At 73.8% G+C, this 21,767-nt stretch carries 21 protein-coding genes; 16 read left to right on the top strand and 5 right to left on the bottom strand.

What is annotated here, in order from left to right; genetic code table 11:
• Nucleotides 1-71 precede the first annotated feature (71 nt).
• The 6 genes from AB0L06_RS08120 to AB0L06_RS08095 all read left to right on the top strand — a co-directional run bounded on the left by AB0L06_RS08120 (nt 72) and on the right by AB0L06_RS08095 (nt 5,652).
• Entirely contained in the window at nt 72-1,274 is a 1,203-nt protein-coding gene (locus AB0L06_RS08120) for a DUF6004 family protein (RefSeq protein WP_500230209.1), read from the top strand.
• A gap of 219 nt (nt 1,275-1,493) precedes the next feature.
• Nucleotides 1,494-2,369, top strand: coding sequence for a class I SAM-dependent methyltransferase (locus AB0L06_RS08115; protein ID WP_500230208.1), 876 nt, complete (start codon nt 1,494-1,496; stop codon nt 2,367-2,369).
• Nucleotides 2,366-3,010: an NHL repeat-containing protein gene (locus AB0L06_RS08110; RefSeq protein WP_500230207.1), complete on the top strand. Its 645-nt coding sequence runs from the start codon at nt 2,366-2,368 to the stop codon at nt 3,008-3,010. Before AB0L06_RS08115 ends, AB0L06_RS08110 begins: the two co-directional genes overlap by 4 nt.
• Nucleotides 3,003-4,319, top strand: coding sequence for an ABC1 kinase family protein (locus AB0L06_RS08105; protein ID WP_500230206.1), 1,317 nt, complete (start codon nt 3,003-3,005; stop codon nt 4,317-4,319). Before AB0L06_RS08110 ends, AB0L06_RS08105 begins: the two co-directional genes overlap by 8 nt.
• Before the next feature lie 26 nt (nt 4,320-4,345).
• Entirely contained in the window at nt 4,346-4,861 is a 516-nt protein-coding gene (locus AB0L06_RS08100) for a methyltransferase domain-containing protein (RefSeq protein ID WP_500230205.1), read from the top strand.
• 50 nt (nt 4,862-4,911) lie between these two features.
• Complete coding sequence (locus AB0L06_RS08095) at nt 4,912-5,652, top strand: DUF899 family protein (protein WP_500230204.1); 741 nt, start codon at nt 4,912-4,914, stop codon at nt 5,650-5,652.
• 126 nt (nt 5,653-5,778) lie between these two features.
• On the opposite strand, the gene AB0L06_RS08090 is transcribed toward AB0L06_RS08095, so the two are convergent.
• A complete protein-coding gene (locus AB0L06_RS08090) occupies nt 5,779-7,554 on the bottom strand; it encodes an ABC transporter substrate-binding protein (protein WP_500230203.1) in 1,776 nt (591 codons plus the stop codon).
• A gap of 91 nt (nt 7,555-7,645) precedes the next feature.
• Between AB0L06_RS08090 and AB0L06_RS08085 the strand changes: the two genes are divergently transcribed.
• The 8 genes from AB0L06_RS08085 (at nt 7,646) to AB0L06_RS08050 (ending at nt 16,344) form a co-directional block, all read left to right on the top strand.
• A complete protein-coding gene (locus AB0L06_RS08085; RefSeq protein ID WP_500230202.1) occupies nt 7,646-8,419 on the top strand; it encodes a hypothetical protein in 774 nt (257 codons plus the stop codon).
• A complete protein-coding gene (locus AB0L06_RS08080; RefSeq protein ID WP_500230201.1) occupies nt 8,416-9,660 on the top strand; it encodes an aminotransferase class V-fold PLP-dependent enzyme in 1,245 nt (414 codons plus the stop codon). Before AB0L06_RS08085 ends, AB0L06_RS08080 begins: the two co-directional genes overlap by 4 nt.
• A complete protein-coding gene (locus tag AB0L06_RS08075) occupies nt 9,660-10,901 on the top strand; it encodes a trans-sulfuration enzyme family protein (protein ID WP_500230200.1) in 1,242 nt (413 codons plus the stop codon). The genes AB0L06_RS08080 and AB0L06_RS08075 overlap by 1 nt, the downstream gene beginning before the upstream one ends.
• Entirely contained in the window at nt 10,898-11,845 is a 948-nt protein-coding gene (locus tag AB0L06_RS08070; protein WP_500230199.1) for a homocysteine S-methyltransferase family protein, read from the top strand. The genes AB0L06_RS08075 and AB0L06_RS08070 overlap by 4 nt, the downstream gene beginning before the upstream one ends.
• A 1-nt stretch (nt 11,846) precedes the next feature.
• Nucleotides 11,847-12,731: a class I SAM-dependent methyltransferase gene (locus AB0L06_RS08065; protein ID WP_500230198.1), complete on the top strand. Its 885-nt coding sequence runs from the start codon at nt 11,847-11,849 to the stop codon at nt 12,729-12,731.
• Between the two features lie 43 nt (nt 12,732-12,774).
• A complete protein-coding gene (locus AB0L06_RS08060; protein WP_500230197.1) occupies nt 12,775-13,521 on the top strand; it encodes a sugar phosphate nucleotidyltransferase in 747 nt (248 codons plus the stop codon).
• A gap of 110 nt (nt 13,522-13,631) precedes the next feature.
• Nucleotides 13,632-15,449 carry a hypothetical protein gene (locus AB0L06_RS08055; RefSeq protein WP_500230196.1) on the top strand — a complete coding sequence of 606 codons (1,818 nt, stop codon included), beginning with the start codon at nt 13,632-13,634 and terminating at the stop codon, nt 15,447-15,449.
• A 13-nt stretch (nt 15,450-15,462) separates the two neighbouring features.
• Nucleotides 15,463-16,344 (top strand): class I SAM-dependent methyltransferase, encoded by an 882-nt coding sequence (locus AB0L06_RS08050; RefSeq protein WP_500230195.1) that lies wholly within the window; start codon nt 15,463-15,465, stop codon nt 16,342-16,344.
• Nucleotides 16,345-16,359: 15 nt separating this feature from the next.
• On the opposite strand, the gene AB0L06_RS08045 is transcribed toward AB0L06_RS08050, so the two are convergent.
• On the bottom strand, nt 16,360-17,154 hold the full coding sequence (locus AB0L06_RS08045) for a methyltransferase domain-containing protein (RefSeq protein ID WP_500230194.1): 795 nt from the start codon (nt 17,152-17,154) through the stop codon (nt 16,360-16,362).
• A 48-nt stretch (nt 17,155-17,202) separates the two neighbouring features.
• On the opposite strand from AB0L06_RS08045, the gene AB0L06_RS08040 reads away from it, so the two are divergent.
• Both AB0L06_RS08040 and AB0L06_RS08035 read left to right on the top strand, forming a co-directional pair.
• Nucleotides 17,203-18,129 carry a formylglycine-generating enzyme family protein gene (locus AB0L06_RS08040; RefSeq protein WP_500230193.1) on the top strand — a complete coding sequence of 309 codons (927 nt, stop codon included), beginning with the start codon at nt 17,203-17,205 and terminating at the stop codon, nt 18,127-18,129.
• A gap of 1 nt (nt 18,130) precedes the next feature.
• Nucleotides 18,131-18,397 carry a ubiquitin family protein gene (locus AB0L06_RS08035; protein ID WP_500230192.1) on the top strand — a complete coding sequence of 89 codons (267 nt, stop codon included), beginning with the start codon at nt 18,131-18,133 and terminating at the stop codon, nt 18,395-18,397.
• 1 nt (nt 18,398) lies between these two features.
• Here AB0L06_RS08035 and AB0L06_RS08030 read toward each other — a convergent pair whose 3' ends face one another.
• Genes AB0L06_RS08030 through AB0L06_RS08020 form a run of 3 tightly spaced genes read right to left on the bottom strand, consistent with a single transcriptional unit; the run spans nt 18,399 to nt 21,759 of the window.
• Entirely contained in the window at nt 18,399-19,424 is a 1,026-nt protein-coding gene (locus AB0L06_RS08030; protein WP_500230191.1) for a Nif3-like dinuclear metal center hexameric protein, read from the bottom strand.
• Between the two features lie 5 nt (nt 19,425-19,429).
• A complete protein-coding gene (locus tag AB0L06_RS08025; RefSeq protein WP_500230190.1) occupies nt 19,430-20,620 on the bottom strand; it encodes an SAM-dependent methyltransferase in 1,191 nt (396 codons plus the stop codon).
• Complete coding sequence (locus AB0L06_RS08020) at nt 20,617-21,759, bottom strand: nucleotide disphospho-sugar-binding domain-containing protein (protein ID WP_500230189.1); 1,143 nt, start codon at nt 21,757-21,759, stop codon at nt 20,617-20,619. Before AB0L06_RS08020 ends, AB0L06_RS08025 begins: the two co-directional genes overlap by 4 nt.
• Between the last annotated feature and the right edge of the window lie 8 nt (nt 21,760-21,767).

Here is a 21,767-nt window from a genome sequence, read left to right as displayed (position 1 = left end):
ATCATGGGTCTTCGGGCTCGCGCGACCGAGGCCCCGCACGACGATCTCATCAGACGCTGGAGGTGTCTGGCTTGAGTTCTCTCCGTGAGACGTACGAGTCCCTCAATCTCGAGCCCAAGCCGATCCGGCCGCACATTCTCGCGGCGGCCACGGTCGTGTTCGGGGACGACTACTACGCGGGCCGCCGGGAGACCATCAACCTCTCGGGGTTCGTGCAGCTGAACAAGTGGCCCATGCCGGGCTTCGAGCACCGGGTCGACGAGAAGGGCCACGCCGAGCTCGACCTCGAGCTGATCAGTGCGCCCGAGGTCGGCATCAAGGGCTACAGCTACGAGCTGGACGACCGCATCCAGGTCCTGTCCAACCCGTTCCTGCCCAACACCGGCCACGTCCGGCAGATCGTGCCGGGCAAGAACTTCCCGGCCGAGTTCTACATCCGCCGCTTCGGCATCCTCGAGACCAGCACACTGCGGCTGGCCCACCGCAACGTCATCGACATCTACGGCGTGGTCGACGGCATCCCGCCGTACAAGAAGCCGCTCACCGGCCCCTACCTGGGCTCCCCGCGCGGCGACGGCCCGTTCGACGTCGTCCAGGCGCCGAACGTGGTGCGCGGCACCACCCTCCCCGAGGCCTGGTACCCGGCCGACGACGAGAACGAGCCGGTCGGCATCACCCCGACGGTGTTCTTCGCCGAGAGCGCCGGACCGTGCATGTCCATGCTGGTCGACCCGTCCATGATCATGCAGGTCTCCATGGAGGGCTCGGTCACGATCGAGAAGGACGGCCGGACCGAGACCGTCGACCTCGCGGGCGACTACCGCAAGGCCGCCGGCACCGAGATCCTGCTGTTCGGGCCGGACAAGCACGACGAGGGCACCGGCGTGCTGGCGCAGATGGCCCGGGTCGCGATGAGCGGCCAGAGCGACCTGCTCGGCGGCCGGGTCATGCTGCGGGCGAGCTGGCCGCGGCCGTCCGGCGGCACCCTCGGCGACGGGACGGAGGAGAGCCTCAGCCGCGTCCGCTACCCGTCCGACCTCCACATCGACGGCGAGTTCGAACTGGTCGCCCCGCAGGCCACCCTGTACGCGGCGAACGCCGTGCACGTCTCGGGCAAGCTGTCCGACCTCGAGCCGACCGGCACCGAGCTGTCCATGATGGGCGCCGACGCGGCGCTCCTCACCGCGGGCGGCGAGGTCAGGGCCAGGCTGACCGGCCTCAAGCTCGTCATGCGCGACGCGCTCGTCGGTGAGACGGCCGCGGTCAACATCTGAAGCCGTTCCGGCCGCCGCTTGACGCGGCGGCCGGAAACGGTGTTACTTGAAATTCCGGTAGCAGTCAGGCGGTGCGTCCCTCCCGGGTCCACGAAGCCCGGGAGGGACGCGCGTCCGATCCGACCGACCCCCGAATCCACCCGCAAGAGACGACCGCCGATCGCGATCCGTTCCGCCCGGGACACCTCGTCCCGGGCCGCGCCTCCGGGAGGACCGTCCGTGGACCCGAGCCTCGTGCTCATGCACCAGGCGATGCTCGCCGACCGGCCCAGGCTGGACGCCTACGACAAGGCGCTGGCGGCGTCCGTCCGGGGCGGCGTGGTCGCCGACGTCGGCGCGGGCACGCTCGCGCTGTCGCTGCTGGCGCTGCGCAACGGCGCCTCGCACGTCTACGCGGTCGAGGCCGACCCGCGGACGGCCGAGCTCGCCGGGCGCATCGCCGAGCGCAACGACCTGCGGGGACGGCTGACGGTCGTGCGCGGCGACGCGCGCACGGTGGAGCTGCCCGAGCGGGCCGACGTGGTCGTGTCGGAGATGATGGGCAACCTCGGCCCCGAGGAGCAGATGATGGAGGTCCTCGGGGCGTTCAACGCGGCCAACCTCGCGCCGGGCGGACGGACCGTCCCGCACCGGCTCGCGACGCGGCTCGCGGCCGTCCAGTTCGACGGCGAGGGCTGGGGCCTGTGGAACGGCGACTTCTACGGGTACACGCTGGACGCCGTCCAGGAGGCCGCCGAGCCCGCCGCGCAACTGCACTTCTTCCAGCGCCCGCCGACGCTGCTGAGCCGTCCGGTGACGGTGGCCGACCAGCGGCCCGGCGGCGCGTCCCGGCTGGACGCCGCGCGCTCGCTGACCATCACCAGGCCCGGCCGGCTGCACGCGGTCGTCGGGTACTTCACCGCGACCCTCGCGAAGGGGATCACGCTGTCCAACCTGCCGTCCTACCCCGGCTGCAACTGGGCGGTGTGGGTGTGGCCGCTGCGGCACACGCCGGTCGCGGCGGGGGACATGCTCCGGGTCCGGCTCGAGCCGCCGCCGGACGTCCGGGACATCGGCTCGTGGCGGCTGGAATGCGGCCTGCGGAAGGGGAGATGACGATGCCGTTCGCGGCGGGCACGGTCCGGGACATCCCGGTCCGCGCGTTCAAGCTGTGCGGCCTGACCTGGACCGGACAGGACCTGTGGTTCTCCGAGGCCGTCTCGAACCAGATCACGGCGCTGGACCCGGCGACCGGCGAGGTGCGGCACCGGGTGCCGTGCGCCGACGTCCGCACCGACCTGACCACTTTGGACGGCGACCTCGTCCAGATCGCGGGCCCGGACCGGGACCTGCGGATCCTCGACCGGAACGGCGGCGAGGTGCTCGGCGAGCGGCCGAACCCGCGTCCGGGGAACGTGCTGTGCGGGCTGGAGGCGACCCGGCACGGGCTGTGGCTCGGCTACGAGGACCTGCGCCAGATCGACCTGCGCGACCCCGGCGACCTGCGGCTGCTGGCGACCTACCAGGTCAGCCGTCCGGTCGCGGGCATCACCATGTCGGACGGCTTCGTCGCCTACTCCGACTACCGGGGCGCGACGATCAACCTGCTGGACCTGGCGCGCGGCGTCGAGGTGGCCTCGGTGTCGGTCGCGGGGAACCCGACCGGCATCGCCTGGGACGGCACCCGCATCTGGTACTGCGACCACACCACGCTCCAGCTGCGGGCCATCGAGATCCCGGGGATCGCCGGTGACTGAACCGCCCGGCGGGCGGGGGGCGGTGGACGCGCTGCTGCTCACCGGACGAGCGATACGGGTCGCCGCGACGACCGCGCTGGTCGCGGCGTCCGCGCTGCCCGCCGCGCTCGCGCTCACCCTCCTGCGCGGACGCGACGCCGGCCTGCGCCACCTGTACAGGCGGCTGACGGCACTGCTCATGCTGCTCGGCCCCGCGTTCGTGAAGGCGGGCCAGGTGCTCGGGACGCGCCGGGACGTCCTGCCCGGCGCGCTCTGCGACGAGCTCTCGCTGCTGCAGGACTCGATGACGCCGATGACGCCCGCGCAGTCGCGGCGCGGGCTGGACGCCGCGTACGGCGCGTCTGGCAGGGCGCCGTTCGGCGCCCTGCCCGGACGTCCCGTCGCCAGCGGCAGCGTGGCCTGCGTGTACGCCGGGACGCTGCCGTCCGGGGAGCGGGTCGCGGTGAAGCTGCGGCGCGTCGGGGTGGAGCGGGCGATGCGGCGCGACCTGGCGCTGCTGCGCGGCGGCGCGCGGATCGCGGCCCGGACGCGTCCGCTGCGGGGCGTGCCGGTGGTCGAGGTCGTGGACGGCATGTGCGCGGCGGTGCTCGGCCAGCTCGACTTCGGCCGCGAGGCCGAGAGCCTGGCCCGGCTGCGGGACGCGCTGTCGGCCGTGCCGCGCGTGTGGGTGCCGAAGGTCCACGCGGACGCGTCGCGCCCCCGCTGCGTCGTCATGGAGTTCATCCCCGGCCTGGAGCTGGACACGGCCGCGTCCTGCCCGCCCGCGCTGCGCCGCGCGTTCGCCGGATCCGCGCTGACGGCCGTCTACCACATGCTGTTCGTCACCGGTTTCGTCCATTGCGACATGCATCCCGGCAACCTGTACTTCACCAGGTCCGGGCAGGTCGTCGTGCTGGACGCGGGGTTCAGCGTGCAGCTGTCGGACCGGCTGCGCCGCCTGTTCGCCGAGTTCTTCCTGAACATGGCGACCGGACGGGGCCGGCGCTGCGCCGAGATCGTGGTGGAGAGCGCGGCGGGCGTCCGCGCGGACGCCGACCTGGAGGCGTTCACCGTCCGGATGGCCGACCTGGTGGAGCGCAGCCACGGGCTGCCCGCGCGCGAGTTCAGCCTGATCGCGTTCGCCGCCGAGATGTTCGACCTGCAGCGCCGGTACGGCGTCCACGCGGCGTCCGAGCTGATCTTTCCGCTGCTGTCGCTGCTGGTCATCGAGGGGACGATCCGCGACCTCGACCCCGGCATCGACTTCCAGGAGGTCGCCAGGCCGGTCCTGAACCGCGGGCTGTTCGGCGCCCGCACGGGAACGTCGTGAGCTGATGTGAGCCGACGGGAGTGGGTATGGCAGCGGATGTGGGCGCCGTGACGTTCCGCGCGTTCCTCGGTCCCGCCCGGGGCGCCCGGGTGCTGGAACTCGGCGGCGCGAACCTGGCGGGATGGGCGGCGGACGGCGGCGCGTCCGCCTACCGGGTCCTCCCCGCGGACGACCTGGACGGCTGGTCGGGCCACGCCGACGGGACGTTCGACCTGGTCGCCTCGTGGATGGCGCTGCAGCGGACGCGGAACCTCGCGCGGCTGCTGGGGACCGTCCACCACCACCTGCGGCCCTCCGGACGGCTCGTCCTGGCCGTCCCGCATCCGATCGCGACCGCCGCGACCGGCGACGGGCCGCCCGCGTACTTCCGCGAGGGCGACCGGAAGGCGGGGAACGAGGTCGTCCGGCACCGGACGCTGGCGTCCTACCTGAACGAGCTGAGCCTGTGTGGGTTCCGGCTCGTGGAACTCTCCGAGGACGGCCCCGGCGGCCTGCCGACCGGGCTCGTGTTGCGGTGCCGAAGAGCGGGCGTGTCGGTTTAGATCTGTATAGCCTCCTCCCCGTCGGACCGTCCGGACGAGGGGGAACCGCGATGAGCGACGGCGTGAAGAACGACGGCATGGCGAGTGACGGCATGGCGCCGAGGAGGCTGTGGCCCGAGGGGGCCGACCCGGAGTACGTCGCGGCGCGCGACGCGCTCCTCAAGGAGGAGCGGGAGCTGCTCGTGCACGCCGAACGCGTCGCGGCCGCCCGCCGCGCGCTGCCGCCGGGACCGGTGCTGCCGCGCTACACCTTCGCGGAGGGCACGCGCGACCTGGCCGCGGGCTGCACGGTCGTGTCCATCGCGATGGACGAGCTGTTCGGCAGGCACGACACGCTCGTCCTGTACCACCTGATGTACGCGCCGGACGCCGAGGACCCGTGCCCGATGTGCTCCATGTGGGTGGACGGCTTCCACGGCGTGTCCCACCATCTCGCGCGGCACACCGGCTTCGCCGTCGTCGCCAGGGCTCCGCTGCCGAGGCTGCGCGCCTGGGGACGGCGCCGGGGCTGGGACGGCCTGCGCCTGCTGTCGAGCCACGACTCGACGTTCAACCGCGACATGGGCACCGAGAACGCGGACGGCGTGCAGCACCCGGGCATCTCGGTCTACGACCGGGACGCGCGGGGGCGCGTCCGGCACCGGTACACGATGCAGGCGTCGGTCTCCGACGACCTGCCCGAGCGCGGCATCGACCCGCTCTCGCCGGTCTGGCAGGTGCTCGACCTGCTGCCCGGCGGGCGCGGATCCTGGTACGCCGCCAACGACTACGCGGGCGCGCGGCGGGGCTGACACTCCGGCCCCCGCCGCGCGCCCGCCCCCTCCTGCCCCGGGCGGTCAGGGCGGGGTCGGTGAGGTGGCGGTCCCCTGGTCAGGTAGTGGACGGTCAGGTGTGGGGACGGTCAGGTAGTGGGACGGTCAGGTGGCGGGGTCGAGCCAGATGTTGGTGATGTCGAAGAACTGGATCTGCGGCACGTGGACGGGGTTCCGGACGCGGCTGCCGTGGTAGCGGGAGGTCATCGCGGCGAACGACAGGATCGGCACGACGGGCAGGTCCGCCATGATCCGCACGTCCACCCGGTGCCACAGCTCCTCGGCGGCGTCCGGGTCGGGCTCCTCCAGGGCGCGCTCGATCAGCTCGTCCACCTCGGGGTCGCTGTAGCCGCCGTAGTTGGTGGTGCCGGGCACGTCGTTGGTCTGGAACAGCGGCTGGACGATCACCCGGCCGTTGTTGCCGAACCAGTCGGGCGTGAAGCCCGGCTCGGCGATGTCCCACGCTCCGGCGCGTCCGGCCTCGGGGTTCGACAGCGCGGACCCGTAGTACTCGGCCTGGGTGAAGTAGCGGTAGTCGAGGGTGATGCCGATCCGTTCCAGGCTCGCCTCCACGCAGGCCATCACCTTCTGGTGGATGCCGATCCGCCGGACGGCCGCGATGAGGGTGAGCCCGTCCCCGTACCCGGCCTCGACCAGCAGCGCGCGGGCCTTGTCCAGGTCGCCGCGTGAGCCGGGGGTGGGGTAGGGGTCGAAGTCGTCCCGGTGGCCGATGCTGCCGACCGGGATGACCGAGCCGAGCGGGCGGTTGGGCGCGTCGAGCGCGTCGAGGATCTCGCCGATCGCGACCTTGTCGAGGGCGTAGGCGACCGCCTCGCGGACGCGCCGGTCGCTCGTCGCGCGGCCCGCGTTCGGGCTGCGCAGGTTGAACACGATGTAGGGGTTGAGCGCGAAGCCGGGGTAGCTGCGCGCCGGGGCGTCCTGGCCGGGCTTGGGGCGGTCCCAGGACACGGCCGTGTAGGACCAGGCGAGGTCGACCTCGCCGGCGTCCATCCGCCGCTCCATCTCGGGCACCGGCGAGGTGTCGACCTCGATCTCGATCCGCTCGACGTACTGGTTGCGGATCGGGTCGGTCTCCTTGCGCCACACCGGGTTGCGCTCCATGACGATCCGCTCGCCGCGCTCGGCGTACTGGACGAGCCGGTACGGCGCGCACGACAGGGTGTTGCGCCGGAACGCCATGCTGTCGGGCAGGTAGGAGTCGTACTCGGCGGGCGCGGGCGCCGTGAACCCGGTCGCGAGGATGTTGAGCATGTCGTTGGCCGGACGCCGGAGCCGGAACTCCACGGTGTGGTCGTCGACGGCGCGCAGCCCGGCGATGTCGTGGGTGTCCTGGAACTCGGCGAGCGTCTTGGGCGTGGGATCGACGTCCACGAACGCCTCGCGGTAGGCGTCGCAGTACTCGCGCATGCCCTCGATCGTCGTGGTGAAGTACGGCAGCGCCCCCGCTCCCGACACCGGGTTGGGCAGCCGCTTGAACGCCCGGACGACGTCGTGCGCGGTGACCTCGCGCGGTGGGGCCGAGTCCCACAGCACGCCCTCGCGGAGCCGGATGGTGTACGTCCTGAGGTCGGCGCTGATCCCGCCGTTCTCCACGGTCGGCACCTCGGCGGCCAGGTCCGGCTCGGGGGCGAACGACCGGTCGGGCGCGGACAGGTCGTCCTGGGCCGGATAGGCGAACAGGTGCCGGGTGAGGGCGCGCAGGATCTGGGCCGAGGTGGCGTAGTAGGCGCTCGCGGTGTCGATGTGGTCCACGCCGCCCGGGCCGCGCAGCCGCAGCGTGCCGCCGTACCGGGGGTCCGCGGGGCCTGCCGGGGCTCTGGCAGCGCGCGTCGGTGTGGACTCTGACGCGGTGTTGGTCATCACTGTCCGCCTTCCCTGGTTTGCTATAGGATTATCAAGTGATGTGTGAGGAATGGCAAGGAGACGGCCGCGGCCCGCGCCACGGGGGCGGGTGACCGTGGCCGTGCGGCTTCCCGGTGGTCTGTGGTGCGTCGCGCAACGTCACATCGACCGCTGCTCGGACGGCATGGAGGGGTCTGGTGGCGTTCCGGAGGTCGCGGAACTGGGCCGCCTGCGGGTGGCCGTGGACGAGGGGTTCGGTCGCGAGGTCGCCGTCCTGTACGAGCGCGCGGTCCATTTCGAGAGCGATCCGAACCTGCTCGAACGCTATGAGATAGTGAAGCTTCATAACCGGATGCTGTACGACGAGGTCACGGCCGCCGGTGTCGCCGTCCGGCCGTGGACGCGGGACGGCCAGCCCTACCGCGACTCCCGCGACCTGCGTGACCGGGTCGTCCGCACCGGTGTCCTGGAGGTCTTCCTCACCGCTCGCGGCCACGGCCCCTTAACCGGCGACCCGGGCGGTGGGCGGCATCCGCTTCGCGGGCCGTCCGGCGTCCGGGTGGACGGGACGGACCTTCAGCACAACGACCTGTTCCGGGCCGTCCACGACCTGTTCGGCCATGTGATGTTCGGCCACTCGTTCGGCCCGGCGGGCGAGCTGCTCGCGGCGCGCTGCCAGATGCAGCTGTACCCCCGCGCCGCCTGGCCGGTCGTGTTCGCCGAGCAGGTCGGGCAGGTCTGCTGGTTCTACTACGGCCCGCACCGGGCGCTCCCGCCGGGCCGCCGCCCCTATCCGGAGCAGAAGGTCCTCGCCTTCCCGGACCGATTCCTGGACGCGTTCGCCGGCCTGTTCCGGCGGGTGGAGGAGGAACCCCCATCATGACCGACCTGGCAGCCGACTTCCCGATCCTCGCGGCCACCTTCGACGGCAGACCCCTCGTCTACCTGGACAACGCGGCGACCACGCAGAAGCCCCGCGCCGTCCTGGACGCGCTCACCGACTTCTACGCCGGCGCCAACGCCAACATCGGCCGCGGCCACTACGCGCTCGCCCGGATCGCGACCGACCGCTACGAGGAGGCCCGCGCCGTCGTCCAGCGCGCGCTCGGCGCGGCCGACCCCGCCGAGATCGTCTTCACCCGCGGCACCACCGACTCTGTGAACATGGTCGCCGAGACTTTCGGGCGGGGCCGCGTCGGCGCGGGCGACGACGTGGTGGTCTGCGGGATGGAGCACAACTCCAACCTGTTGCCGTGGCGGCGGCTGTGCGAGGACGCGGGGGCGCGGCTGACGGTCGTGCCGGTGAACGACCGGGGCCGGGTGGACGTCGCGGACTTCGCCGCGGCCCTCGGCCCGCGCACCCGGATGGCCGCCGTCGCGCACGTCTCGAACGTGCTCGGCACGGTCAACCCCGTCCGGGAGATGGTCGCCGCCGCGCACGGCGCCGGGGTCCCGGTGCTGGTGGACGGGGCGCAGGCCGTCCCGCACCGGCAGGTGGACGTCCGCGACCTGGACGCCGACTTCTACTGCTTCTCCGGGCACAAGGTGTACGGGCCGCAGGGGGTCGGCGTGCTGTACGGGCGCCGCGAGCTGCTCGCCGGCCTGCCGCCGTACCAGGTCGGCGGCGGCACGGTGAAGGGCGTGAGCGCGGACGAGCCCGTCCGGTACGTCCCGGTTCCGGCGCGGCTGGAGGCGGGGACGCCGAACGTCGCGGGCGCGGTCGGCCTGGCCGCCGCCCTGCGGTACGTCGACAAGCTCGGCTGGGACGAGGTCCGCAGACGGGACGAGCTGCTCGTCCGGCACGCGGTCGGGGCGCTGGGCGAGGTGCCGGGCGTCCGCGTGGTCGGGGCGCCGGAGGAGACGCCGAGCGGCATCGTCTCGGTCGTCGTGGACGGCGTCCATCCCTATGACGTCGGCGGGCATCTGGACCGGCACGGCGTGGCGGTGCGCAGCGGCGTGCACTGCGCGAGCACCTTCCTGGACGATCTCGGCCTGCTCGGCACCGTCCGGCTGTCGTTCGCGGTGTACAACACGGTCGCGCAGGTCGACCTGGTCGCCGAGCTGCTGCGGACGGTCCGTCCGGGGCCGTGGACGGCCGAGCACCCGACGGCGAGGTTCCTGTGATGCGCCCGGACGGGACGCGCCCGGACGGGACGCGCCCGGATGGGACGCGGCCGGGCGAGCCGCGGCCGGACGGGCTGCGGTTCGACACGAGGGTGGTGCGGTTGGGCCAGGAGCCCGAGCCCGGCACCGGGGACGTCGTCCCGCCGATCCATGTCGCGGCGACCTACGAGCGGCGCGTCCAGGATCCGCCGCGCTACTTCTACGGACGCGGCGAGAACCCGACCCGCGAGGGCCTGGAGCGCTGCCTGGCCGGGCTGGAGGAGGTCCGGTTCGCGACCGCGTTCGCGTCCGGGCAGGCCGCCGGGATGGCGGCGCTGTCGGTGCTGCCGCGCGGCGCGCGCCTGGTGGCGTCCGACGACGTGTACGGCGGCACCCGCGCGCTGTTCGGCCTGCTGGAGCGGCAGGGCGTCCGGGTGGAGCACGCCGACCTGTCCGATCCGGCCGTCGTCGCGGCGGTGTTCGCCGAGCCCGCCGCGATGGCGTGGGTGGAGACGCCCACGAACCCGATGCTGCGCATCGCCGACCTGGCCGACATCGCCGAACGCGCGCACGAGGCGGGCGCGACGGTGCTGGTGGACAACACGTTCGCCGGTCCCGCGCTCCAGCAGCCGCTCCGGCACGGCGCGGACGTCACGCTCTACAGCACGACCAAGTCGATCGCGGGCCACTCCGACGCGCTGGGCGGCGCGCTGGTCCACGACGACGAACGCCTGCACCGGGAGCTCACGTCCTACCGCGCGGCGGCGGGCGCGGTGCCGAGCCCGTTCGACTGCTTCCTGGTGCACCGCGGGCTGCGGACGCTGTCGCTGCGCACCGACCGGCAGGTCGCCAACGCCGCCCGGATCGTCGCGCTGCTGCGGGAGTCCCCGTACGTCGGGGCCGTCCACTACCCGGGCCTGCCGGGCCATCCCGGCCGCCGGGTCGCGGCCCGGCAGATGGCGGCGCCCGGCGCGGTGCTCAGCTTCGAGTACCTGGGCGACGCCGAGAAGCTGATGGACCGGGTCCGGCTGTTCACCTGCGCGGTCAGCCTCGGCGGCGTGCTGTCGCTGATGGAGGTGCCCGCCCTGATGACGCACGCGGGCGTCGCCCCGGACGTCCGCCGGGCGCTCGGGGTCACCGACCGGCTCGTCCGCGTGTCGGCGGGCATCGAGGATCCCGCGGACCTGGTGGCGGACCTGGCGGCCGCGCTGCGGCCGGACCCCGAGAACGATCACGACGACGAGCGGGAGGGCGAGCGATGACCATCTGGCTGGACGGCGCGACGGCCACCGAACTGCGGCGCGGCGGGCTGCCGCTGAGCGCGCCGTGGTGGACGACGCGGGCGCTCACCACCGAGCCCCGCCGCGAGGCGCTGCGCGCGGTGCACGAGGGGTACCTCGCCGCCGGGGCCGACGTGATCACGGCTGGGACGTTCCGCTGCAACCTGCGGGCGCTGCGCCGAATCGGCCTGGACGAGGCCGGGCTTGCGTGGATGGCGCACGCCGCCGTCGGCGTCGCCCGCGCGGCGCGCGGCACGGGAGACGCGCTGGTCGCGGCGTCCATGGCCCCGGTCGAGGACTGCTACCGGCCCGACCTGGTCCCGCCGGACGAGGTGCTCGCCGCCGAGCACCGCTGGCTGGCCACCGAGCTGATGCGGGTCGGTGTCGACCTCGTCCTCATCGAGACGATGAACACGGCGCGGGAGGCCCGGATCGCGTTGGAGCAGGTGCAGGCGGCCGGCGGACGGGCCTGGGTGTCGTTCGTGTGCGAGTCCGACGGGCGGCTGCTGTCGGGGGAGCGGCTGGCGGACGCGGCGTCCGCCGTCGCCCGCGACGGGGCCGAGGCGGTCCTGGTCAACTGCACGGCCCCGGCGGACGCCGAGAAGGCCCTGGCCGAGCTGCGCGCGGCCTGTCCCGGCAGGATCGGCTGCTACCCGAACAACGAGGTCCGGGACGCCGCGCACCGCTGGACCCACGTGGACGAGACGATGCCGTCCGCGTTCACCCCGGACGCGTACGCCGACCTGCTCGCCGGATGGCACGACGCCTACGCCCCGGACATCCTCGGCGGCTGCTGCGGCACGACCGCCGAACACATCGCGGCGGCCCGCGCCCGGCTCGGCGACGCGTCCGGCACGCGAGGAGCGTCCGGCGAGCCGGATGCCGACCGCGCGGGAAACGCGTCCGGCGCTGGAACGGAGGGCTGAGGTGAACGCATCACTCGACGCGCGCGCCGTGAAGGACGCGCAGCGCGCCACCTGGGACGCACTCAGCGCCGGCTGGGCGGAGGCACAGGACGTGTTCGAGCGCGGCGCGTCCCTCGTGACCCGGCGGCTGCTCGACCTCGGCGGTGTCCGGCCGGGGCAGACCGTCCTGGACGTTGGGACCGGCCTCGGCGAACCCGCCCTGACCGCCGCCCGCCGCGTCGGCCGGACGGGACGCGTCGTCGCGACCGACGTCTCCCCGGAGATGCTGCGGATCGCGCGGCGCCGTGCCGCCGGGCTCGGCGAGGTCGAGGCGAACGTCGAGTTCACCCAGGCGGACGTGGAGGCGCAGGGGCTCCGGCCCGGCTCGTTCGACGTGGCGCTGAGCCGCTGGGGCCTGATGTTCGCCGTCGACCACGTCGCGGCGTTCGCCGGGCTGCGCCGACTGCTGAAGCCCGGCGGGGTGCTCGCCGCGGCCGTCTGGGGGCCCGTGGGGGACGCGCCGGTGATGGCGCTCGGCTTCGCCTCGCTGAGCGTCCTGCTGGACCTGCCGCCCGTCCCACCGGACACGCCGGGCCCGTTCAGCATGGCCGACCCGGACGTCCTGACCGGTGAGCTGCAGGCGGCGGGCTTCTCCGGCGTGTCCGTCGAGGAGCTGAGGGTGCCGTTCGCGTTCGAATCGGTCGGCGCGTACGCGGCGTTCACCCGCGCGGTGACCCCGCCGCTCCTGCTCGACCGGATCCGCGAGCGCTACGGCTCCCCGGACGCGCGCGAGGCGTGGCAGGCGGTCGAGGCCGCCGCCGCCCGTTTCGGCACCGGGAGCGGCGGCGTCCACATCCCGTCCAAGGCCCTGTGCGTCCGGGCTTCCAATCCCGGGGACGGCCGATGACGCCCGGCGGTCGACGGTGAGTGGGTCGCCGCGTCCAAGGGGCGTGCCGCCCTCGGACGCGGTGACCGGCGTCGTCCTCGCCGGGGGACGCGGCACCCGGCTCGCGCCGCTGACCGACCGCACCAGCAAGCAGCTGCTGCCCGTCGGAGGCCGTCCGCTGGTCGCGCGGGTCATCGGCCAGCTCGTCCGGGCGGGCGTCGAGGACGTGCTGCTGCTCATCGACGACCGGCACGCCGGGGACTTCCTGCGCGCGCTGCGCGACGGCCGCGACCTCGGCCTGCGCAGCCTCGGCTACGTGTGGCAGCCGCCGTCCGGGGACGGCATGGCGGCGGCGATCGCGCGGGCCGAGCCGCACCTGCGCACCGACCGGTTCATGGTCGCCTGCGGGGACGTGCTGATCGACGCGCCGCTCGGGCCGTCCGTGCGGGCCTTCGCCGCCCAGCCGGACGGCGCGCTGCTCGTGGCGGCCCGCACCGGCGACACCGCCGGGTACACTCCGCTGCGGATCGAGGACGGCCGGGTCACCGCCCTCGGCGACAAGGACCCGGACCGGCACGAACCGGGCTGGACGGACCTCGGCTGCTACCTCTACCACCGCGACGCGTTCGACCACGTCCGGTCACTGCGGCCCTCGCCGCGCGGCGAGGTCGAGATCTGGGACCTCAACCGCCGCTACGCCGACGCGGGCACCCTGCGCTACAGGGAAGTGGAGGGCTGGTGGTCCGACGTCGGGACGAGCCCGGAGGTCTACCGGCGGGCCGACGAGCGGTTCACCGCACGCTCACCGTGATGTTCCGGCGACGGCGCCGGACCGCCGCCCGCGTTCGCGCTCTTGTCTTTCTCTCACAAAGAACTATATCTTTTTAAAGTGACCGTGCCACCAGGGGCAGAGGAGATCCCGTGCACGTGTTCCCCGCGCCGCACCGGCGCCGAGTGACAGTCCTCGCCGCGGCCTCCGCGTCGCTGCTGGCCGCCGCCCTCGTCTTCGCGGCATGCGGTTCGGAGCAGCCGGGCACCCGCGTCGTCCGATCGTCCGTCAAGGGCACCGACGGCAAGACCTACTGGGTGGAGAACCACCTCGTCCGCGACCGGGGCGGGCCGCGCCGCCACGAATGGGTGCTCGCGTGGGCCGGCGCCGAGGGGCTGCGCGGCAAGCAGGCCGGAGCGGGCGCCGGGCATTCGCACAGCCCGTCCGCCTCCGCGAGCGGGCAGGTCCCGCCCGACTTCCTGGCCGTCATCGACGCCACCAAGGGCTCCCCGACCTACGGCAAGGTCGTGAACACCGCCACCGTCGGCCCGCTCACCGCGGGCGAGCCCCACCACATGCAGTACACCTGGCACAAGGGCCAGCGCGTCTACGCCGGGCAGATGTTCGCCGACACCGACTACGTGTTCGACGTCAGCAGGCTGCCCGAGGTGAAGCTCACCGGGATCGCGCTCAGCAAGGACACGCCCTGCGGTTCGGTGCCCGACGCGTTCTGGACGACCAAGGACGGCAACGCCTACGGCTCCTACCTCGGCGGACCCGACGTCGCCGGGCCCTGCCGGTACACCAACGGGGACGTGCGGGTCGGCAACGGCTTCGGCGGGACGCCCGGCGAGGTGATCCGGCTCGACACCAAGGGCCGGGTGGTCAGCGAGACGGCGGCGGCCACGAAGGAGAGCGAGCACCCGGAGCGGTGCCACAGCGTCCCGCAGCTGGCCGTGGCGTCCTGCGCCAACCCGCACGGCATCCAGGTGCGCGAGGACCTGAACCGGCTCGTCCTCAGCGACTTCGCCGAGGCCCGCAACTACCTCGACCCCGACACCAAGCTCACCGACCCGACCCTGCTGCGCAACTCGGTGCGGATCTTCGACATCGCGAACCGGGACCGGCCGAGGCTGCTCTCGGTGTCCTACCTGCCGACCGGCCCGCGCAAGGACCAGCTGCCCGCGTTCGACGAGGACCGCATGGTCATGGAGAACGCCCTGACCAGCCTGCCGTCCCACCGGGGCCTGTTCGCCTCGACCATGGCGGGCGGCGTCATCTACTTCACCCCGGACGTGATGTCGCCGCATCCGGCCTGGCAGGAGGTCTTCGACAGCACCGCGGCCTACAAGAGGCTCGGCCTGTACCCGCCGCTGTCCGGCTCCAACGCGGGCAGCAGCTGGCTGGCGATGACCCCGGACGACAAGTACCTGTTCCAGACCGTCATGGGGTCGGACCCGCGGTGGCCGCTCGCCAAGAACAGCGGCATGCTGTTCGTCCTGGACATCCAGAAGCTGCTGAGGTCCGGCCCGCACCCGCAGTGCAAGATCGACACGCAGGCCGAGATCACCGAGGGCGGGGCCGACCCGGACTGCCCCGCGCTCATCGGCGCCGAGCAGATCAAGGGCGGCATCGGCGGCCCGCAGGGCCGGGTCGGCATCGGCCCGCACTGGGGATCGATGGACCACTTCCAGCTCGGGCGGGACGGCTACTACCACGAGACCACGCAGGTCCACCGCGTCGTCACCGCCGACTACTTCATCTCCAAGGCCGGGATCGACGGCGACCACAAGATCTGCATGACCGACTTCGACCCGCGCACCGGGCTGAGCCTCGACAAGGCGTTCAAGGACGAGAACACCGGGCAGCCCTGCGTCGCGTTCGACCGCGACACCTGGCCGCACGGCACGGTCGGGCACGCCCGCCCGCACGGCGTGCTGTTCGTGGTCTCCGATTCCGACGCCCGGTGAGCATGCGGGAGCCATGACTGCGACAGGGGCCGCGGACCGCCTCGCCGAGCGCCTGCTCGACGAGGCGGTCCGCGCGCAGCAGCGCGCGGCCTGGAGCCTCGCCGCCCCCGGCTGGGCCGAGTACCGGCACGACCTCGCCGCACCGGCCCGCCGGGTGGACGAGCGGATGCTCCGGCTCGCGCGGCTCGGCCCGGGCGACCGGGTCCTCGACCTCGCCTGCGGCACGGGCGGAACCGCGCTCGCCGCCGCGGAACGCGTCGGGCGCGGCGGCCGGGTGCTCGGCCTCGACCTCGCCGAGCCGATGGTGGCCGCGGCCCGATCGCTCGCGCGCGAACGCGGCGCGGTGCAGGCCGAGTTCCGCACGATCGCGGCCGAGGACGAACTCGGCGTCCGTCGTGGGTCGTTCGACGCGGCCGTCTGCCGGGCCGGGCTCCCGTACATGCCGGACCAGGTGGGCGCGTTGCGGGCCGTCCGCGCGGCGCTGCGTCCCGGCGGGCGGTTCGCCGCTCTGCTGGCGGACGAGCCGGGCGCCTTCTCCCCGTTCCGGGTGCGGCATGGGGTCGTCACCTTGAGCGGCCAGGCACGGACGGCCCGCCGCGGCGCCCCGCGCGTGATCCGTCGCGCGTGGACGGCACTGCTGGAGTCGGCCGGGTTCGTCGGCGTCCACGCCGAGACGGGTCGCGCGCCGGTGTTCGAGGCGGAGCATGCCGCCGCCGCGTGGGTGCTGATCGTCCGGACGTCCGGCCCGCTGCTCTCCTGGTACTCCGGGCTGGACGAGCGCTCCCGCGAGGCCGTTCACCGCGAGGCCGTGCGGACGCTCGCCGCCTGGTTCCCGGACGGCCCGGTGCGCCCGTCCGGCGAGGTCGTGCTGCTCTCCGGCACCAACCCCGGGTGACGCCATTCCGGGCCGTCAGTGGACGCGTCGTGCGACCAGATGCCAGAAGCGGGCGGTGCGCAGGTACGGCTCGCGGTCGCACAGCGCCAGCTCGAGACGCTCCAGGCGCTCGGCGAACACCGGGTCGTGCTTCAGTTCGTCGTCCGCGATGAGATCGGTGACGCACCGGATCCCGAACCGGTGCGTCACCACGCATCCCGCCGCGCCGAGGAAGCGCGCGGCGTCGTCCGGCTCCACCTGGCGCATCTCCCGGCCGAACGTCTCCGACCGCAGGACGGGCGCGTCCAGCACGGCGAGTGCCGCGTCCGGATCGGTGAGGCGGACGGCGCGGGACAGCACGTCCATCGCAGGGTTGGGGGAGAGCAGCGACACCACCCCGTTCGGCCGCGCCGCCCCGGCGACCACCGACACCGAGCCCGCGAGCTTGGCGCGGTAGTGCAGCACATTGTGGCAGAGGACCAGGTCGAACGCGGGGCCGAGGGACGTCACGTCGTCCAGGTCACCGCGGACGGTGCGCACACGATCACCTAGCCCGGCGTCAGCGGCGGCCCGCTCTGCCCGGTCGAGCAGCGCGGGGGAGTGGTCGAGGACGGTCACGTGGTGCCCGAGTCCTGCGAGCGGAAGGGCGTCGCCGCCGTCCCCGCCGCCGACGTCCAGCACGCGAAGCGGGAGTCCGCCGGTCACGTCCGCGGCGCGGGCGAGGGTGTGCGCGACCAGGCGGTACCGGAGCCGGTTCCAGGGGGCCTCGCGCCACCGGTCCCAGGCGTCCGCGCGCTCGTCGAACGCGGCCGCGTCGTGGGCTGCGTCCATGCCGTCAGCTCCTTCTCGTCCACCTGAATCACTACTAATATATATAGCGTGCTTCGCGATGTCCCGAGAGGCGAGAAGGCCGGGATGGCGACGGTTCCGGGTGCGGTCCTCCGGCTTGGCTCGCCTCCCTGGATGGCCCGATGGCTGGAGTCCGAGCCGCAACCGCTGCCCGGATCGTGGTTCGCCGACGAGACTCCGCAGATCGAGGTCGAGGTCCCCGCCTTCCGGATCGATCGCCGTCCCGTGACCGTCGCCGAGTTCGCCGCGTTCGCGGACGCTACCGGATATGTCAGTGGTGCCGAGCGTGCCGGACACGGCATGGTGTACGGCGAGCGGTTCTGGGAGGAACGCGCGGGCGCCTGCTGGCGGACGCCCGGAGGCCCCGGAACCGGTGTCGACGACCGCGCGGACCATCCGGTCGTCCACATCTCCTGGAGCGACGCGTCCGCCTATGCCCGCTGGGCGGGCAAGCGGCTGCCCACCGAAGCCGAGTGGGAGCTGGCAGCACGAGGCGTCCAATACCGGATCTGGCCCTGGGGTGACCAGTGGCTGCCCGACCGGGCGAACACCGCCGAACTCCACGCCGGACGCCTGGACGCCCTGGACGCATGGCTCGACTGGTGGCGCGACACATGCCGCGAGCACGGCCCGCTGCCCAGGACGACACCGGTCGGCACGTTCGCGCCAGCCGGGGACAGCGTCCACGGATGCTCCGATATGGCGGGCAATGTCTACGAGTGGACCGCCACGCCGTCCCGTCTGTACGCCGACGACGCCCCCTGCGACCCCGCGCTGCGCCACGTCATGGGCCGCTATCGGGTGATCCGGGGCGGCTCGTGGATGAACTTCCGCTACCAGGTCCGATGCAGCGAGCGGATGCACGGCGACCCGGGCGGATGGTCCAACTTCGCCCTCGGGTTCAGGTGCGCCGCGTCCGCGCGCGAAGGGCCCGCACGTGACGAGTCGGGAGGCTGAGATGGCCAAGATCCTGCTGCCGGCCGGATGGACCCACGGGACGGAGACCGAGTTCGACGTCCCGGACGGCCCGCTCACCGAAGTCCTGAAAGGGTTCGCCCACGCCCATCCGGCCCACCGCCGGCGCCTGCTCGGCGACGACGGCGAACCGCTCGCCTACTTCAACGTCTACGTGGACGACGACCCCGTCGCCCGTGCCGACCGCGCCGCGGCCGAGATCTCCGCCGACAGCGTCGTCGTGATCGTCCCGCCGCTCGCGGGCGGCTGACTCAGACGTGCAGGGACCAGGGGTCGGTCACGGCGTCCGACACCGTCACCCGGACGAGCGGCCGCAGGCGTGAGGCGACCGCGTCGAGCCGGGGACGCCGTGTCGCCCACGTCCCGGCGCAAACCAGGGCGGGACCGTCCGCCGCGCCGGGCACGTGGGCGGGCACATCGTCGGTGACCAGCACGTCCGCGTTCGCCGCGAGGGCCAGGAGACCGTCCGCCGCACCGGCGTCCGCCACCACCGCGACCCGTCGCACCGGACGATCCGGATTCCCGGCCGCCCGGACGCCGCCCGGCCGTCCCCGCAGCCGCTCGGCGACCTGCGCCGCGAAGAGCGCGAGCGGCACCGGTCCCGCCAGGTCGCCCACGCGTCCGAACCCGTCCCGCCCCGGACGCGCCGCCAGTTCGCACAGGTAGAACGCGGGTTCCTCGTACGGATGCGCGCGCGACAGCGCCGCGGTGACCTCGGCGCGTCGCGCGCGGGGCAGCACCATCTCGACGCGGGTCTCGGCCACCGATTCGACCTCGCCGATCGCCCCGACCACCGGACGCGCCCCGTCCAGCGGGACGAACGACCCGACGCCCTCGGCCGTCCACACGCAGCGGGCGTAGTCGCCGATCGCGCCCGCACCGGCCTCCGCGAGCGCGTCGATCACCCGCTCGGCGTCCGGCTTGGGGACGAACGCGACCACGGTGTCCAGCGCCTCGTCCCTCGGCGCCAGCGGACGAGCGTCCACCAGCCCGAGCCGCTCGGCGACCGCCTCCGAGCACTCATCCCGGTCAGAGGACGGAACGACGCACAACGCGATGCCTGCTGTCCCCAGTCGGTAGCCGAGGTCCGCCGTCACCGCGCTCTCCATCGCGACCAGCATGTCGGCGCCCAGCCGCACGGCCTCCGCGACCGTCGCCGGGACGGCGTCCACCGCGAGCAGGACGTGTTCGACGGTCGCGTCGCCGTCCCCGCACACCAACCCGGCGCCGGAGCGGTCCGGTTCGAGCAGCGCGACGACGTCCGCGACACGCGTCACGGGCGTCAGGCCCCGCGGCCGGGGCCGTCGAAGATCGCCAGGGTGCTGAGCGTGCCGCGCGCCCGCTCCAGCATCGCCCGCGTCCCGGCGGCGGACCGGCTCGTCGTGACCAGCCGCCGCGCGTGCGGCGTGTAGGCGTCGCTGAGCAGCACGAGCGTCTTCGGCACCGGCGACCGGCGCGCGACCTGGACGGCCAGGTCCAGGTCGCCGTACGTCATCTCCACGAGTACGCACGTTATCCCGGCCCGCGCGTAGAGCTCCAGTTCGTCGCGCAGCTGCCGCCGCGTCTGGCCGTGCCGGTGCGGCAGGCCCGACAGGTAGGCGATCCGGGCCGGGGCCGCGGGCGCACCGGCCTCGGCCGCCGCGACCAGCGCGATCGGGACGCCCGGACGCACGTCCAGCCGCCGCCGGTCCAGGCACACGCCGTCCAGGATGTCGTAGGTGTCTGGATTGCCCTCGACCAGGAGAGCCACGTTCCGCACGCCCTCGTCCTGGAGTTCGTTCAGGGCCGCGCCGACCTGCCCGATCGTCGCGTCGTAGTCGGCGCTGTCGTACGGGACGGACCGGTGCCGAGGCCCCGGCGGCGGTGACGGCGTCCCGAGCAGGCGCGGGAGCGTGTGCAGGTACGTCCAGTCGGTGGCGACCACGGCCTCGGCCTGTTCGACCAGCGCGCGCAGTTCGGCGGGGGACGCGAACGGGCGCGGCCCGACCCCCACGGCCGTGAGCAGCTGCGACGGCGCGTCCGGACGGGTGTGCGCGCACGACAGCCGCCGCCGCAGCGACAGCGTCCGATCCCGGACGAACTGGGCGGGCAGCAGGAAATGCGCCTCGCTCGGCTCCGGACTGTGGATCCACGTGCTGCCCGCGACGCCCGCCAGGGCGAGCGCCGTCCCGGCCAGTTCGCCGATCAGCGCCACGGGCCGTCCCATCCGGAGGGCCGCCGCGGCCACCTCACGCGCGCGCGGGAACGCCTCCACACCCAGCGCCACGAAACCCGCCGAAACAGGCGACACCGCGTACCGATGCCCGTTGACCTCGACGGAGACCCGATCCCGGACGAGCGCGGCCCCATGGAACAACGCGGCATGGACCACGTCCGCCGCGGCGTCCGCCATGCCGGGCTCGCGGGCCGCGCCCGTCCCGACGAAGCCGGGGACGTGCCCGGCGAGCCCCGCCGGTACCGCGTCCAGGCTCATGTCCGCTCCCGCGCGACCGGGAGACCGGCGAGGTCGGTGAGCCGGGCCACCGTGTCGGCCGGTGACGGCAGGGCGGCCATCTCCGCCCGCACCTCCCGCACCGTGGCGAGCAGCCGCGCATCCGTGAGGGCCCGCTCGACGAGCGCCGCGTCCAGGTCGTCCACGTCGGTGGTCAGCCCGACGCCCCGGTCCCGCACGGACGCGGCCTGGATGTAGTTCGGCGCGCCCGACGGGATCACCACCTGCGCGACCCCGGCGTCCAGTGCGGCCAGCGTCGACCCGGCCCCGCCGTGGTGGACGAGCGCGTCGCACGTGTCCAGCAGCGCGCGCAGCGGCACCCACTCGCGGACGGCCCGCACGTTCGGCGGCGGGTCCCCGAGCCCTCCGGTGTCGGCGCCCGCGCCGAGCAGCAGCACGAACTCGGCGTCGGTCTCCTCCGCGACCTTCAGCACCCGGGACAGCAGCCGGTCGGCGTTCGGGGCCATCACCCCGGTCCCGACCGTGACCGCGACGCGTCGCCCGTCCGGCCGTCCGGCCAGCCCCGAGGGCAGCAGACCGCCGCCGTTGTACGGGATGTACCGCATCGACCAGGTGCCGGGCCGCCGCCCGGCCATGCTCGGCGGCGCGACGTCGATCCAGCCGCGCCGGGCGGGCAGCCCGTCGAGGCCGTGGGCGGTGAACACCTCGGGCAGCAGGTCCGGGAGCCGCTCGTAGAAGTCGTCCGTGCGGAGCAGGCTCGTCGCGTGTTCCACCGACGGCACGCCCACGGCCGCGGCGGCGAGCGGCCCGCCGCCCTGCAGCTGCGAGTGGACGACCAGGTCGGGCCGCCACAGCCGGGCGGTGGCGATCATGTCGTCGGCGTAGGCGCGGGTCGCCTCGACCAGCAGCGGACGCCCGTCGGCGACCTTCGTCGCGCGCTTGCCGACCAGGTCGGGCCGGGTCGCGTTGAGGCTCGCGACCGACGGCCGCCGCCCCTCCGGATCGAGGTCGACGACGTCCAGCCCCGCCCCGGCCACCGACAGCGCCGGGCCGGTGGTGCCGACGACCACCTCGTGCCCCGCCGCGCGCAGCGCCCAGGCCAGCGGGACCATCGGGTACAGGTGGCTCTCCAACGGCGTGGAGAGGAACAGCACTCGCATCCGTCGCC

The sequence above is a fragment of the Spirillospora sp. NPDC052269 genome, assembly GCF_040679435.1.
Taxonomy (GTDB): domain Bacteria; phylum Actinomycetota; class Actinomycetes; order Streptosporangiales; family Streptosporangiaceae; genus Spirillospora.
This window is presented reverse-complemented; position numbering and strand designations above follow the sequence as displayed.